We start from the raw sequence: 13,740 nt of genomic DNA on the forward strand, positions 1-13,740 counted from the left end.
CAGGGAGGGATTCTCGCGTTACTACCAGGTTCCTGCCCGAGATTCGGACAGAAGGAAAAAAGGTGGAGAGTCGATCTGTAAGCCGGGTTCTGTCTTGAACAGTCATTCGTCTACGATGGCCATCACTGGACATCTTTAGCAACCTACCCGGTCCCAGCGCGGGCCACGCCTTGGGACCCTATTTGGTCTTGCTCCAAGTGGGGTTTACCTAGCCACGAACTGTTGCCAGTCGTGCGGTGCGCTCTTACCGCACCTTTTCACCCTTACCGGTACCGAAGTACTTAGGCGGTTATTTTCTGTGGCACTTTCCGTAGGCTCACGCCTCCCAGGCATTACCTGGCACTTCGCCCTATGGAGCCCGGACTTTCCTCCCCCCTCTAATTTTCATAGAAGGCAGCGACTGTCCAATCGACTCTCCGCCGCGCAGGTTAACGGCACGGCGGCGTTAGAACAAGTATTAAAAGACACTAATGCCATCATGTTCAGACGGAGTGCAGGTTAGAACCTGGAACTATTCGCCCTTTTGTTTATCCAGCGCGACTTGATACAACACGTTTTTGCGCACGCCGGTAATTTCCGCCGCCAGGGCGGCCGCACGCTTCAATGGCATCTCCTTGAGCAGCAGATCAAGAATGCGCATCGCCTCACTGCCCACGGCGTCTTCACTTTCCGGCGCCGCCCAGCCCGCTACCAGCACCACGCACTCGCCGCGCTGCTGATTGCTGTCACCTTCGACGAACGCACGCAGCTCTTCCAGCGGCAGGCCCTTGAGGGTTTCGAAGGTCTTGGTGATTTCCCGCGCCAGCAGCGCAAGGCGATCGCCACCGAACACCAGCTCCATGTCTTGCAGGCACTCAAGGATACGGTGCGGGGCTTCGTAGAAAATCAGCGTGCGCGGCTCTTCTTTCACCAACTCCAGGCGCGCCCGGCGCCCCACTGCCTTGGCCGGCAGGAAACCTTCGAAGATAAAACGGTCCGATGGCAAGCCGGCCGCCGACAATGCAGCAATCAGCGCGCACGCTCCCGGAACAGGCACTACATTGATACCAGCAGCCCGCGCCTGGCGAACCAGGTGATAACCGGGATCGGAAATCAGCGGCGTACCGGCATCCGAGATCAAGGCCACATCATCGCCTGCCAGCAAGCGGGTGATAAAACGACTGCCTTCTTCGCGCTCGTTATGTTCGTGGCACGCGGCCAGGGGCGTTGGAATGCCAAAATGCTGCATTAACCGTTGGGAATGCCGGGTGTCTTCGGCGGCGATCAATTTTACGTCGCGCAACACTTTCAGCGCCCGAGCACTGATGTCGTCCAGGTTGCCAATGGGCGTCGCCACGACAAAAAGCGAGCCTGCAGTGGAATTCAAAGGACCTGGAGCAGTCAAAGCGCACACCTCGATGATTGGCAAAAGCCACATTGTAGCGCGTAGACGCCTTGAAAATATGCCCTCCGGGCAGGCTCCATTTCAGCCATCCATTGGGTCTTGCAACATTTACACGACCTAAATAGACGGTTTCACGCCAGTAACATCGCGCCCCGGCCAGTGCTTGGGTACAATTCCACGCTAATTTGATCGGTATCAGGAACACTTACATGATCGCTTGCCTGCGGCTGTTCTCTGCCCTCTGCCTCGCTGCCCTGTTGGCGGCTTGCGCCAGCTCGCCCTCGTCCAGCCTTGGCGACCTCCCCCGGACCCCGGATGCCAGCATCGAGCAACTGCTCGAACAGGCGACTTCGGCCAAGACTCCGGAAAAAGCCGCGCTGTTGCGCTTGAGTGCGGCTGACCTGGCGTTCCACCAAAACAATCCGGCACGCTCGGCGCAGATTCTTGCCCAGGTCCCACTGGACGTCCTGAAACCGGCGGCGCAGGTATTTGCCAGCACCCTGTCGGCTGAACTGGCGATGGCCCGCAACCAGCCCAAGGCCGCGTTGGCGGCGTTGAACCACCCGAGCCTGCAAAGCCTGAAGGAGCTGCCGCCTGAACAGCAGATCCGTACCGGCACCGTGCATGCACGCGCTTATGAGGCCGACGGCCAGACCCTGGCCGCCGCGCGCGAGCGCGTCGCCATGGCGCCGCTGCTCAGTGGTGACGCTTACAACAGCAACCACGAAGCCATCTGGGCATTGATTGCCGCCCTGCCTGCCGAACAGCTGCAAGCCAGCGGCAACCCGACGCTGGACGGCTGGATCAGCCTGGCCCAGGCGGTCAAGAGCGCCGGCACCCTGGAGCAACAACAGGCAGCCATCGACACCTGGCGTGCCCAGAACCCTGGTCACCCGGCGGCCTCGCAATTGCCGCAGCCGCTGACCAAGCTCAAGCAACTGGCCAGCCAGCCACTGAACAAGATCGCCTTGCTGCTGCCGCAGGAAGGCCCGCTGGCCGGCGTCGCCAAAGCGTTGCGCGAAGGTTTCATGGCCGCGCACTACCAGGCTGAACAAGCCGGGCAGAAGCCGCCAGTGATCGAGTTCTATGACAGCTCGCGCCTGACCTCCATCGATGAGTTCTACGCCAAGGCCCAGGCCGCCGGCGTGCAACTGGTGGTCGGCCCGCTGGAAAAACCGCTGGTCAAACAACTCAGCGCACGTCCGCAATTGCCTATTACTACCCTGGCCCTGAACTACAGCGAAGCCGACCAGAGCCCGGCACAACTGTTCCAGTTCGGCCTGGCCGCTGAAGACGAGGCCCGTGAAGTGTCCCGTCGCGCCCGTGCCGACGGCCTGCACCGCGCCGCCGCCATGGTACCGAGAGGCGAATGGGGCGAGCGTGTCTACAAAGCTTTCCGTCAGGATTGGGAAGCCAATGGCGGCACCGTGGTAGGCGTTGAATACGTTGACCAGCCGGTAGCCCTGGCCCAACAGATTGCTGACCTGTTCCAGTTGCGTAAAAGCGAAGGCCGCGCCAAGAGCCTGCAAAGCACGGTAGGTTCGGACGTTTCAGCCCAGCCATCGCGCCGCCAGGACATCGAGTTCATCTTCCTGGCCGTGACCCCGCAACTGGCCCAACAGATCAAGCCGACCCTGAACTTCCAGTACGCCGGTGATGTGCCGGTGTATGCGACGTCGCACGTGTTCAGCGCCAGTGGCGACAAGAACCAGTACCTGGACATGACCAACGTGATGTTCTGCGAAACCCCTTGGCTCCTGAACACCACCGACCCGCTGCGCAACCAGGTCGCTGCCCAATGGCCACAGGCCAACGGCAGCCTGGGCCGCCTGTACGCGATGGGTGTTGACGCCTATCGCCTGGCGCCGCGCCTGGGGCAACTCAAGGCATTGCCGGACACCCGCGTTGACGGCCTGTCCGGCAGCCTGGGCATCAGCCCCAACCAGCGTGTTGACCGCCAGATGCCATGGGCGAAGTTCGTCGGTGGCGATATCCAGCGCCTGCCTGATACCCCGCGCTGATGCCCGAGCGGTCAAGCGCACAAAGCGGCAAGGACGCCGAACTTCAAGCTCTCGAGTACCTGCAACAACAGGGTCTGCGCCTCCTGGCGCAGAACTGGTTGTGCAAGCGTGGCGAGCTTGATCTGGTCATGCTTGACGGCGATACAGTAGTATTTGTCGAAGTCCGCTACAGAAAACACGCACAATGGGGTGGCGCGCTCGCCAGTATCGACGGGCGCAAGCGCCAGAAGCTGATACTCGCCGCGCAGTTTTTCCTGCTCAAGGAGCGTCGCTGGGCCGATCACCCCTGCCGTTTCGATGTGGTTGCCATAGAAAGCACTCCCCAGGGAACAGCCGATCTGAACTGGCTGCAAGATGCCTTTGACAGCTGATTCGCCGGACATCTACACCGCACATTTTTGCTCTTTGCTTTGCGGGCTGCACATTCCTGTGCCAAACAGCCGCGCTACTTAAGGTCACACAGATGGACATGCAATCCCGAATTCGCCAGCTTTTCCAGGCCAGTATCGATACCAAGCAACAGGCGATGGACGTACTTGCACCGCACATCGAGCAAGCCAGTCAGGTCATGGTCAACGCCTTGCTCAACGAAGGCAAAATGCTTTCGTGCGGCAACGGCGGTTCGGCCGGTGATGCCCAGCATTTCTCCTCCGAGCTGCTCAACCGCTTCGAGCGCGAGCGCCCGAGCCTGCCGGCCATCGCCCTGACCACCGACACCTCGACGATCACCTCGATCGCCAACGACTACAGCTACAACGAAATCTTCTCCAAACAGATTCGCGCCCTTGGCCAGCCGGGCGACGTACTGCTGGCGATCTCCACCAGCGGTAATTCGGCGAACATTATTCAAGCGATCCAGGCCGCACATGATCGTGAAATGATTGTCGTAGCATTGACCGGGCGCGACGGCGGCGGCATGGCCTCGTTGCTGTTGCCCGAGGACGTGGAAATTCGCGTCCCGGCCAATGTCACCGCACGTATTCAGGAAGTCCACCTGCTGGCGATCCACTGCCTGTGCGATCTGATCGACAGCCAACTGTTCGGGAGTGAAGAATGACCGTTAAACGCCTTAGCCTATTGGCAATCACGCTGTGCCTAGGCATCAGCGGCTGCAGCTCGGTAATCGAAGCGAGCCGTGACACGCCTATCCAGGACGATAAAGGCACCCGTACTTTCGGCAGCAAAATCGACGACTCGCTGATTGAAACCAAGGTTTCCGTCAACGTTTCCAAGGCCGCTCCAGACCTGGGCAACGGCGCCTCGCGCATCGTGGTCGTCAGCTTCAACGGCGTGGTGCTGCTCACCGGGCAAACCCCGCGCGCCGACCTGAAGGCCCAGGCTGAACAAGCCGCTTCCACCGTTCAACGGGTCAAGAAGGTACACAACGAATTGCAGGTGATGGAGCCGATCACACTGCTGGCAATCAGCAACGACGCCCTGCTGACCACCAAGATCAAGACCCAGATGCTGACCGACAGCGCGATCCCCGGCTCACGGATCAAGATCGTCACCGACAACGGCATCGTCTACATGATGGGCCTGCTGACCCAGGCAGAAGCCACCCGCGCTGCCAACCTGGTACAAGGCGTGTCGGGCGTACAGAAGATTGTGAAGGTGTTCGAATACATCGACTGATCCCTTCAACAGCTACAAAAAAGGGCGCCGTGCATTGACTGCACGGCGCCCTTTTTATTGCCTGCCCGTTACTGGTATTGCGAGTACGGGTTGCCCTGGAACTGGTTGTTCTGTTGCGGCGCCTGTTGTTGCTGAGCGCCTGGCTGGCCGTATTGCTGGCCAGGGATCGGGCCAAGGTTGACCTCTACACGACGGTTCTGGGCACGGCCATTGACGTCGGCGTTGCTGGCGATCGGGTTGTCCGGGCCGGCACCGCGAGCACTCAGGTTTGTCGGGCTCACGCCTTGGGATGTCAGGTAGTTAGCCACGCTTTGCGCACGACGCTGGGACAGGTCCATGTTGAGCTGGCGGGTACCGGTGCTGTCGGTGTAGCCGACAATCTGGATGGTGTTCTGGTTGAACTGCTTGAGGGAGTTCGCCAGGTTGTTCAGCGGGGTGTAGAAGCTGCTGGAGATCGCGTCCGAGTTGGTGGCGAAGGTGATGTTACCCGGCATGATCAGCTTGATCTGATCGCCCTGGCGCTGCACCTCAACCCCGGTATTGGCCATGCTTTCGCGCAGTTTCTTTTCCTGCTGGTCGGCGTAGTAGCCATACCCCGCACCACCGAGACCGGCGACGGCAGCGCCGATCAGCGCACCTTTGCCGCGGTTGTTGTGGTCGATGGCCGCACCTGCCAACGCACCGGCCAGGGCACCCAGGCCGCCGTACTTGGCGGTATTGCTCACACCGGAAGAGCCACCACCCTGTGCCTGGCTGCCGTCATAAGGATTAGGTGAAGCGCAGCCGGACAACAGGGCTACGGCAGTAGCGACAACAAGCAGACGACGAGAAGTGAACATGAAGGAAGCTCCTACTTTTGCATTCTGTGATGCAGAGGACATTGGCAATGGACCTGTGCCGAGCTTGGAACACGACAAACGGTAAAAATTCCATGCCCGGCCAACGGTGTGCACAGTGAAACCCTAGCAGAGACTACCTGAACGGTAATTGTCATTTTCTCTATAAGGTTCGTCTGATAGTCGCCACTTGGTATCCGGAAAAATACCGGCGTTTGCTTTACGCCCTCACAAACGGATTCTCACGCATTTCATCCCCCAGGCGCGTATCCGGACCGTGCCCGGTCACCACCACAGCCGCCTCATCCAGGGTGTAGAGCCGTTGCTTGATCGAGCGCACGATGGTCGCCTGATCACCGCCCCAGAAATCCGTACGCCCCACGCCACGTCGAAACAGGGTGTCGCCGGCAATCAGCAACTTCGCATCGGCGAACCAGAAACTCATCGAACCAGGTGTGTGTCCAGGTGTGTGCAACGCCACGCCACAGCCGCAGGCCAACTCTTCCTCATCCTCCAGCCAGCAATCCGGCGACGGCACCGGTGTGTACGGCACGCGGAACATCTGGCACTGCATTTCCAGGTTGTCCCACAGAAACTGGTCTTCCTTGTGCAGGTGCAAGGTGGCACCGGTCTTTTCCTTCAACTGCCCGGAGGCCAGGAAATGATCGAGATGGGCGTGGGTGTGAATGATGCTGACCACTTTCAGGCCCAGCGCATCGAGGCGCGCCAGGATCAACTCATGGTTGCCACCCGGGTCGACGACGATGGCTTTTTTGGTGACCGGATCGCCGATGATCGTGCAATTGCACTGCAACGGGCCGACCGGGAAGGTTTCGCGGATCAGCGCGGGGGACTGGATATTCATGGGTATTCCTGCAAATTCAAAGGCACACTCTTTTGTACTGCATTCTGGCGCACAGTATGTTCGACGATGCGCCCGATCCGAAAGCGCACGAGTATCAAACCTGCCAACTGCTAAGCTACTCTGGCGCCCGTCATACAACGCGCAACCCAGAGCGCTTGGAGTGGGACTCATGGCGACCCTCAGCCCATTGATCATCTGTGAACACTGCGATTGCGTGTACGAAAAAGTCACGCTCGCCAAACATCAAAAGACCCTCTGCACCCGCTGCGCAGGCGTGCTCCAGCGCTATAACGGGCTGTCGGTGGAACAGCGCCTGGCCCTGACCCTGACCGCCGCCGTGTTGTGGATTTTCGCTAACTTCTACCCCGTGATGAGCATCAGCCTGCAAGGCCTGAAAAGCAGCGCCACATTATGGGATTCGGTGGTGGCGCTGGCCCAGGGCCCGATTACCTTCATCGCCCTGGTGGCGGCCATTTCCATCATCATCGCGCCGGTGTTCCAGTTGCTGCTGTTGATGTGGGTGTTGAGCTTTGCGATGAAGGGCCGCCGCTCGCCGGCGTTCAAGGTATGCATGCGCTGGCTTGAAGCCCTGCGCCCCTGGAGCATGCTGGAGGTCTGCCTGCTCGGCGCCATGGTGGCGGTGTTCAAGCTGGCGGGCATGCTGGATGTATTGCCCGGCACCGGACTGTTTGCCCTGGCCGCCCTCAGCCTGTTGCTGATCCGCATTGCCGGGCGTGATATTCGCGACCTGTGGGACATTGTATGAGCCGGCCACCGACCGCCAGCGAGCTGAACCTGTGCCTGTGCCACAGCTGCGGCCAGGCCTGCGACGTCAGCGCCAACCCCGACGAATGCGAGCGTTGCGGTGCGCCCTTGCATCGACGCAAGACCCATTCGCTGACCCGCACCTGGGCCTACATGCTGACGGCCCTGGCGTTCTACGTTCCCGCTAATTTACTGCCCGTGATGAACACCTCGATGCTCGGCTCCGGCGCCGACAGCACCATCATGAGTGGCGTGCTGGAGTTCTGGCAGCACGGTGCGTGGGATATTGCCCTGATCATTTTCATCGCCAGCATCGCGGTGCCGGGCATCAAGTTCGTGGCGCTGACCCTGCTGCTGGTCACCGTGCAACGCAACAACCAGTGGGCGCGCAAGGAGCGCTCGAAGCTGTTTCGCTTTGTCGAGGTGATCGGCTATTGGTCGATGCTGGATGTGATCGTGGTGGCGCTGGTGGCTGCCCTGGTGAGGTTCCAGGCCCTGGGCACCATCGAGCCGCGCCTGGGGATTTTATTCTTTGGCCTGGTGGTCGTATTTACCATGCTGTCGGCAATGAGTTTTGACCCACGCCTGATCTGGGAAACCCCACACAACGAGGAGAGGCCGGATGGCGTCGCAAACCCCTGACAAACCGCAGCCTGCGGGCCAACCCGCGATCAAGACGCGGCGCTTCAGCGTCTCGCTGGTGTGGATCGTGCCGATTGTCGCGGTGCTGGTGGGCATTTCGCTGGTGGTGCACAGCATCCTTCAGCAGGGGCCGAGCATTACCATCACCTTCAAGACCGGCAGCGGCCTGACCGCCAACAAGACCGACGTCAAATACCGCAACGTGGTGATCGGCCAAGTGACCGACGTGGAGCTGAGCGACGACCAGAAAAGCGTCAACGCCACGATCAAGCTGTCCAAGCAGGCCGAAAGCTTCACCCGTGAAGACTCGCAATTCTGGGTGGTCCGCCCGCGTATCGGCGCCGGGGGCGTGTCCGGCATTGATACGCTGCTCTCCGGGGATTACATCGGCGCCGACATCGGCCAGTCCGATACCCGCGCCAATCAGTTCAAAGGCCTGGAAAACCCGCCGCCGATTACCTATGGCGAGCCCGGCAAGCGCTTCACCTTGCACACCCAGGATTTGGGTTCACTGGACATCGGCTCCCCGGTCTATTACCGCAAAATCCCCGTCGGCCAGGTGGTGGCCTATGCCCTGGACGCAGACGGCAAAGGCGTGAACATCGACGTGTTCGTGCATGCGCCGAATGACGCCTACGTCACCGAGAACACCCGATTCTGGAACGCCAGTGGAATTGATGTGAGTGTCGGCGCCAACGGGTTCGCGCTGAAAACCGAATCCCTGTCGTCCATGCTGGTGGGCGGCATCGCCTTCCTGGCCCCGCCGTACAGCCCCAACGACAAGCCGGCCAGTGAGGAGCACTCCTATGAGCTGTTCGCCGACCAGCAAACCGCGCTGGCCCCGCCCAATGGCAAGGCGCAATACCTGAACCTGCGGTTCGATCAGGCCTTGCGCGGGCTCACGGTGGGTGCGCCGGTGGAGTTCCTGGGCATCGAGTTCGGCAAAGTGGTATCGATCAACCTGGATTTCGACGAGAAAAAACGCAGCTTCCCGGTCAACGTCGGCATCGTGATTTACCCGCAGCGTCTCGGCGAAGCCAACACCAAAATGCTCACAGTCTTGAAGCATGACCCCAACGATGAAGCGGGCGGCGTGCGCCTGATGGGCAGCTTCATCGAACACGGCCTGCGCGCCCAGGCCCGCAGCGGCAACCTGCTCACCGGCCAGTTGTACATTGCCCTGGACTTCTTTCCCAAGGCCGACAAAGTCGTGTTCGACCCGAACCAGCGCCCCGTCAGCATCCCGACCATCCCCGGCAACCTGGAGCAACTGCAGGAAAAACTCGAAGGCATCGTCAACAAGATCAACCAACTACCCATCGAGCGGATTGCCGGCAACCTCGACGGCAGCCTGGTGGAACTGCGCAAAGGGCTGGGCCAGTTCAATGCCAAGACACTGCCGGGCGTGCAGAACACCCTGGCCGACGTGAGTAAAACCTTGCAGTCCGCCAGTTCGACCCTGGCCGAGGATTCGCCACAACGGGAACAGCTAACCCAGACCCTGGATGAACTGAGCCGCATGTCGCGCTCCCTGCGAGAACTCTCGGACTACCTGGCACGCCATCCCGAATCGCTGATTCGCGGTCGCCCCGACAACGCCGCGCCCTCAGACCTGCAAGGGCCACCGCGCAAATGACCACAGGAGCAACCACCATGGCTTTGCCGCTGAAGATCACGCTGATCACCGGGTTGCTGCTGCTTGCGGCGTGCCGCAGTGAGCCGATTCAATTTCACACCCTGACGCCGGTGCACCGCAGCAATGCGTCACTGGCCGCCGGGGGTGAGATCCGCATTGAAAGCATCACCGTCCCGCCACAGGTCGACCGGCCGCAGATTGTCATCCGTGAGGGCGACAGCGGCGTGGCCATCCTTGAGACGCAATGGTGGGCCGCCAGCCTGGTGGATGAGTTGCGCAGCGCGCTGGTGGATCAACTCGCCAGTCACCGCAAAAACCTCGCGGTGCGCATTGAAGTGCAGCGCTTTGACTCGATTCCCGGGCAATACGCCCTGCTCGACGTCAAATGGCGGCTGCGCCAGACCGGCACAGATGAGCGCACGCCGCTGACATGTCGCACGGTGGTGCAGTCGCCTTCCGGTCCGACCATTGATGACCTGGTGATCGCGCAGCAAAACAACGTCAAACGGTTTGCCGCGCTGCTCAGCCAGGTCGCCGACAGATCACCGAGTGAATGCCCCGCAGCGCAGTAAATATTGATCCAAGGGATTGAGACATGCGCACCTTCTGGAAGTGGTACCTGCAACTGCTGGAGAACGACTTCAGCACCCAAGTCTTCGACAATGTGAAGAACCTGCTGGTATGCGCGCTGCTGTTTGCGGCGGGTACCAATGCACTGGCCGGGAAGCCCGAATTGTTCCTCGGCATATTGGCCTCAAGCGTGGCCGGGTGGGGGTTGATCGTGGTCTCGACCTTGCTGATGGTGCTGAATGTGAGCGATGGCATCCGCAGGCTCGCCAAGCTGCGTTATCACTTGGTGCTGCAACTGCTGCTTATCCTGGTCTATGTGCTGGTGGCAGCCCGCGTGGTGGAAATCGTCTGGGGCTTTCGATCCCATTGATCCAGGTTGCTACCCCAACAAACCCATCTCCTGGGCGCGCGCCACCGCCTGCGTACGCCGTTCCACGCCCAGCTTGCTGTTGATATGGCTCGCATGGGTTTTCACGGTGTGCAGGGAGATGAACAACTGATTGCTGATTTCCTGGTTCGAACAGCCTTGGGCAATCAAGTGCAGTACCGCCAGCTCGCGGGTGCTCAGGGTCTCAAGGGTGTGCGGGGTTTCAACCACCGCGACCTCCGGCAAGAGGGCCAGCAAGCTCTGGTTCAGCAGGCCATGGGAATCCCGGGCAAGCTGCTCCCGCGACCAGTCGGGATAGCGCTCCAACACGCGCTGGAAGGGTTGCATCGCGCCACCGGCAGCCGCCTCAAGCGCACGGGCAAACACCGGCCGGGCCTGCGCCTCCTGTCCACAGTCCAGCAATAACAGCGCCTGCTGGGTCAATGCCATCAGGCTGATCATCTGCCGGCCGCTGTTATGGGCCTGGCTTGCCAGTTCGTCGAGCCGTTGCAGTGAAGCCATCGGCTGATGACGGATAGCGTCGAGCGCCGCCTGTTGCAGTTCGATATGTTGCGGCAGGTGCGGGTGAAACTCCGGCGCAGCGGCGGCCTGTTCACCGTTGTAGGTTTGCCCCAGCCGGGTCAGCCAGGCGTCGGCCAGGTCGGTACGCCCCTGGGCCAGCCACAGCTCGCATTTGACCAGGGTGATCATCGCCAGATAGAAAATCGGCGGCACGTCCCAGATGTGCATCAAGCGCTCAGCCTCGGCCAGCTCGGCAAAGGCCATGGGGAAATCGCCACGGCGGCCTTCGAAGCTGGCAATCACGCAATGGCCGATCAATACGCTGATGTCCCGACAGGCCCGTGCCTCGGCCAATCCGGCACGCAGGCGGGCCAGCCCGGCTTCGGGCTGGCAGCGCATCAGCAACAGGTAGCCTTCATACAACGCCAGTCGGGCACGCACTGCGTACAGCCGTTGCGGCGCGAGGCCTTGCAAGCGTTGCAGGCCCTGGCGCACTTCATCCAGGGAACGCAGGATCTCGCCACGGGCCTGTAACACCCGCGCGCGGTCGTAATGGGCCAACGCCTCGAACAACGGATTGCCGACGCGCTGCGCCAGCTCCAGAGATTCGCGGTTCAGGCCACGGGCGCGCCACAGGTCGGCGTCGACGATGGCCAGGTTGGACAGGGTCGACAGGCACATCAACCGCTGGCCATAGCGTTTGTGCGGCAGGCTTTCCAGGGCCTCGCTGCAATACAACTGGGTCAGCTCGCGGTCGCCACGGCCCCGGGCAATGATTCCGCTGAGGGCCAGCCACTGGGCCAACATCGACTTTTGCGCGGTGGCCGACGGCGCCGGCAGAAAGCGGCTGAGATGGCTGGCCAGTTCCTGCGCCGCGTCCAGCTGGCAGGCCAGGCCCAACGCCCAGCTGTAGAGCACGATCAGGCGTGGCGTGCTCATCAACAAACTGTCGGGCAAGTCCATTTTCCAGCGCAGCAGCATGCCGACGTTTTGCTCCGCCAGCAGTTGCTCTTCGGACAGGTTCTGCACCAGGTTTGCCGCCACATCCAGGTGGCCCGCACGCAGCGCCTGCTCCACCGCCTCGTCGATCAAGCCCTGGGCATTGAACCAGCGGCAGGCCCGCAGGTGCAGGCTGGCTGCCGGCAACACGGCATTGCTCGCGCGCCGAGTGCGCAGCAGGTCGGAAAACAGATGGTGATAACGGTACCAGTGGCCCTGCTCGTCCAGCGGCACCAGGAATACCTGATGGGCTTGCAGGTAGCGCAGGATTTCCGTGCTGTCGTGGGCCTCGCGCACCGCGTCGCACAGTTCGCTGCAAAAACGCTCCTGGGAGGCGGTGTCGTAGAGAAACGCCTGGACCTCCGAGGGCAGGCAGTCGATGACTTCTTCGAGCAGGTAGTCGCGGATCAGCCCTTCCCCGCCGTGCAAGCCTTGGGGTAGCGCGCCTTCGCTGCCGGCCTCGGAAGCCGCCAGCAGCCAGAAACGCAGGCCGGCCACCCAGCCTTCACTGCGCCTGATCAGGTTGTCCAGGGCCTCGCCGCGCAATGAACTGCTGTGGCGATCCAGCAAGGCCAGGGATTCGGCGTGGGTCAGGCGCAGATCCTGCTCGTGCAGTTCCAGCAAATGCCGGGACAGGCGCAGGCGCGCCAGGTGCCAGTCGGGACGCTGACGGCTGGTGACCAGCACCAGCAGGCCGTCGGGCAGATGATTGAGGAAGAATTGCAGGCAGCGGTCGAGTACCGGGCCCTGGGCCAGATGGTAGTCGTCCAGCACCAGCAACAGCGGCGCCTGGGTGGAAAGGTGCACCGTCAGCTCATCCAGCAGGCCGTCGAGCCACTCCTCAAAGGCGAAAGGTTGATGACGCTGGCGCATTTTCAGCAAGCCCAGGGACTGGGCGCCCAACTGCGGGAAGAATTGCTGCAAGCCGTCGAGCAGGCGCTCAAGGAAACGTCCCGGGTCATTGTCCCGCGGGCTAAGGCCCAGCCACAAGCTTTGCCAGTGGGCCGGCAGGCTCTGGCAGAACTCCACCGCCAGCGAACTCTTGCCGAACCCGGCCGGCGCGCTGACCAGCAACAGACGCCCGGCCAGCCCTTCACTCAGCCGTTCGCACAGGCGCGGTCGCAACACGTAGCCATCAGGCAGTGGGGGTCGATAGAAGCGACCTTCCAGGGTCGGAATCACCGCGCTGGCAGGCCCTTGAATTCGGGACAGATCAGTCATCGCCGGGCTCTTGTAGAAGGCTGTTGTCGGCATTGCAGATGTCCGCAGACTAGCGGTAAAAGCGGCAGCTTTGTAGATCTTTGCAACAATTGTCTGAAAAAGACTACAACAAAAAATATCCGGAGTTCTTCTGGAACGACCGACACTCTGTGGCGAGGGAGCTTGCTCCCGCTGGAGTGCGCAGCGCTCCCGTTTTTGGGGCTGCTACGCAGCCCAGCGGGAGCAAGCTCCCTCGCCACAGTGGTCGCGCAAAAAAAAGCCCCGAACCAGTCGGGGC

Annotated in this window: 13 protein-coding genes and 1 other RNA gene; 9 read left to right on the top strand and 5 right to left on the bottom strand. The window is 61.3% G+C overall.

The window, feature by feature from the left end; all coding sequences use genetic code 11:
- Positions 1-62: 62 nt before the first annotated feature.
- Positions 63-416, bottom strand: an RNA gene (gene rnpB, locus HKK54_RS04845) — RNase P RNA component class A.
- A 95-nt stretch (positions 417-511) separates the two neighbouring features.
- Positions 512-1,417: a 16S rRNA (cytidine(1402)-2'-O)-methyltransferase gene (rsmI, locus tag HKK54_RS04850; RefSeq protein ID WP_169386287.1), complete on the bottom strand. Its 906-nt coding sequence runs from the start codon at positions 1,415-1,417 to the stop codon at positions 512-514.
- A 176-nt stretch (positions 1,418-1,593) separates the two neighbouring features.
- On the opposite strand from rsmI, the gene HKK54_RS04855 reads away from it, so the two are divergent.
- The 4 genes from HKK54_RS04855 to HKK54_RS04870 all read left to right on the top strand — a co-directional run bounded on the left by HKK54_RS04855 (position 1,594) and on the right by HKK54_RS04870 (position 5,040).
- Positions 1,594-3,405 (top strand): penicillin-binding protein activator, encoded by a 1,812-nt coding sequence (locus HKK54_RS04855; protein ID WP_169386288.1) that lies wholly within the window; start codon positions 1,594-1,596, stop codon positions 3,403-3,405.
- Positions 3,405-3,776 carry a YraN family protein gene (locus HKK54_RS04860; RefSeq protein ID WP_010170499.1) on the top strand — a complete coding sequence of 124 codons (372 nt, stop codon included), beginning with the start codon at positions 3,405-3,407 and terminating at the stop codon, positions 3,774-3,776. The genes HKK54_RS04855 and HKK54_RS04860 overlap by 1 nt, the downstream gene beginning before the upstream one ends.
- Before the next feature lie 92 nt (positions 3,777-3,868).
- A complete protein-coding gene (locus HKK54_RS04865) occupies positions 3,869-4,462 on the top strand; it encodes a phosphoheptose isomerase (RefSeq protein WP_003216190.1) in 594 nt (197 codons plus the stop codon).
- On the top strand, positions 4,459-5,040 hold the full coding sequence (locus tag HKK54_RS04870; protein WP_010170507.1) for a BON domain-containing protein: 582 nt from the start codon (positions 4,459-4,461) through the stop codon (positions 5,038-5,040). The genes HKK54_RS04865 and HKK54_RS04870 overlap by 4 nt, the downstream gene beginning before the upstream one ends.
- A 68-nt stretch (positions 5,041-5,108) precedes the next feature.
- Here the strand turns inward: HKK54_RS04870 and HKK54_RS04875 are convergent, their stop codons facing one another.
- Together HKK54_RS04875 and HKK54_RS04880 are read right to left on the bottom strand one after the other, a co-directional pair.
- Positions 5,109-5,879, bottom strand: coding sequence for an OmpA family protein (locus HKK54_RS04875; protein WP_029615883.1), 771 nt, complete (start codon positions 5,877-5,879; stop codon positions 5,109-5,111).
- A gap of 217 nt (positions 5,880-6,096) precedes the next feature.
- The gene (locus HKK54_RS04880; RefSeq protein ID WP_169386289.1) at positions 6,097-6,741 is read right to left on the bottom strand and encodes an MBL fold metallo-hydrolase; all 645 of its coding nucleotides are present in this window, start codon (positions 6,739-6,741) and stop codon (positions 6,097-6,099) included.
- Between the two features lie 169 nt (positions 6,742-6,910).
- On the opposite strand from HKK54_RS04880, the gene HKK54_RS04885 reads away from it, so the two are divergent.
- The 5 genes from HKK54_RS04885 to HKK54_RS04905 are packed head-to-tail and all read left to right on the top strand — an operon-like array spanning position 6,911 to position 10,724.
- On the top strand, positions 6,911-7,507 hold the full coding sequence (locus HKK54_RS04885) for a paraquat-inducible protein A (RefSeq protein ID WP_010170513.1): 597 nt from the start codon (positions 6,911-6,913) through the stop codon (positions 7,505-7,507).
- Positions 7,504-8,148: a paraquat-inducible protein A gene (locus HKK54_RS04890; protein WP_169386290.1), complete on the top strand. Its 645-nt coding sequence runs from the start codon at positions 7,504-7,506 to the stop codon at positions 8,146-8,148. The genes HKK54_RS04885 and HKK54_RS04890 overlap by 4 nt, the downstream gene beginning before the upstream one ends.
- Positions 8,129-9,784: a PqiB family protein gene (locus tag HKK54_RS04895; protein ID WP_169386291.1), complete on the top strand. Its 1,656-nt coding sequence runs from the start codon at positions 8,129-8,131 to the stop codon at positions 9,782-9,784. The genes HKK54_RS04890 and HKK54_RS04895 overlap by 20 nt, the downstream gene beginning before the upstream one ends.
- Before the next feature lie 17 nt (positions 9,785-9,801).
- Positions 9,802-10,356 carry a PqiC family protein gene (locus HKK54_RS04900; protein WP_169386292.1) on the top strand — a complete coding sequence of 185 codons (555 nt, stop codon included), beginning with the start codon at positions 9,802-9,804 and terminating at the stop codon, positions 10,354-10,356.
- A 23-nt stretch (positions 10,357-10,379) separates the two neighbouring features.
- A complete protein-coding gene (locus HKK54_RS04905; RefSeq protein ID WP_010170520.1) occupies positions 10,380-10,724 on the top strand; it encodes a hypothetical protein in 345 nt (114 codons plus the stop codon).
- A 9-nt stretch (positions 10,725-10,733) separates the two neighbouring features.
- Here HKK54_RS04905 and HKK54_RS04910 read toward each other — a convergent pair whose 3' ends face one another.
- Positions 10,734-13,463: a LuxR C-terminal-related transcriptional regulator gene (locus tag HKK54_RS04910; protein ID WP_169386293.1), complete on the bottom strand. Its 2,730-nt coding sequence runs from the start codon at positions 13,461-13,463 to the stop codon at positions 10,734-10,736.
- Positions 13,464-13,740: the final 277 nt, after the last annotated feature.

Source organism: Pseudomonas sp. ADAK13 (assembly GCF_012935715.1).
In the GTDB taxonomy this organism is placed as follows: Bacteria; Pseudomonadota; Gammaproteobacteria; order Pseudomonadales; family Pseudomonadaceae; genus Aquipseudomonas.